The following is a 420-nucleotide window of genomic DNA, read 5'->3' as shown; positions in this document are numbered from 1 at the left end:
TCTCGCTGGCAAAATCATTCGGGGCAGGGATTGCACATGAAATGCGTAACCCGTTGAGTGGGCTTTGCACTTCAATAGATGTTATCCAGTCGATCTTGCCCAACATGAAAGAGGCAGGAAAAGAGCAGTACGTCATGAGTGTAGAGGATGTCACCTTATTACGTGAAGTGAGTCAGGATGCAATGAACATTATCCAATCGGGTAATGAAACCATCGATTTATTGCTAACTTCGATTGATGAAAATCGAGTTTCTCGTTCTAGCTTCAAAAAATATTCAGTTCACTCGGTCGTTGAACGGGCAATTGAAAGCTTCAGTTATAAACGTGCCACTGATCGATTTGCCATATCGCTGGATGCGAGAAGTGAGTTTGAGTTTCTAGGTAGTGATACATTACTTAAATACGTTATGTATAACCTCT

General features: G+C 41.7%; 1 pseudogene. It reads left to right on the top strand.

The window, feature by feature from the left end:
- Positions 1-420 (top strand): annotated as a pseudogene (locus tag EBL85_RS16905) (hypothetical protein); the annotation flags it as partial.

The organism is Marichromatium sp. AB32, from assembly GCF_003718675.1.
GTDB classification, from domain to species: domain Bacteria; phylum Pseudomonadota; class Gammaproteobacteria; order Chromatiales; family Chromatiaceae; genus Marichromatium; species Marichromatium gracile.
The sequence above is the reverse complement of the archived record's forward strand: the minus strand, read 5'-3'. Positions and strand labels throughout refer to the sequence as shown.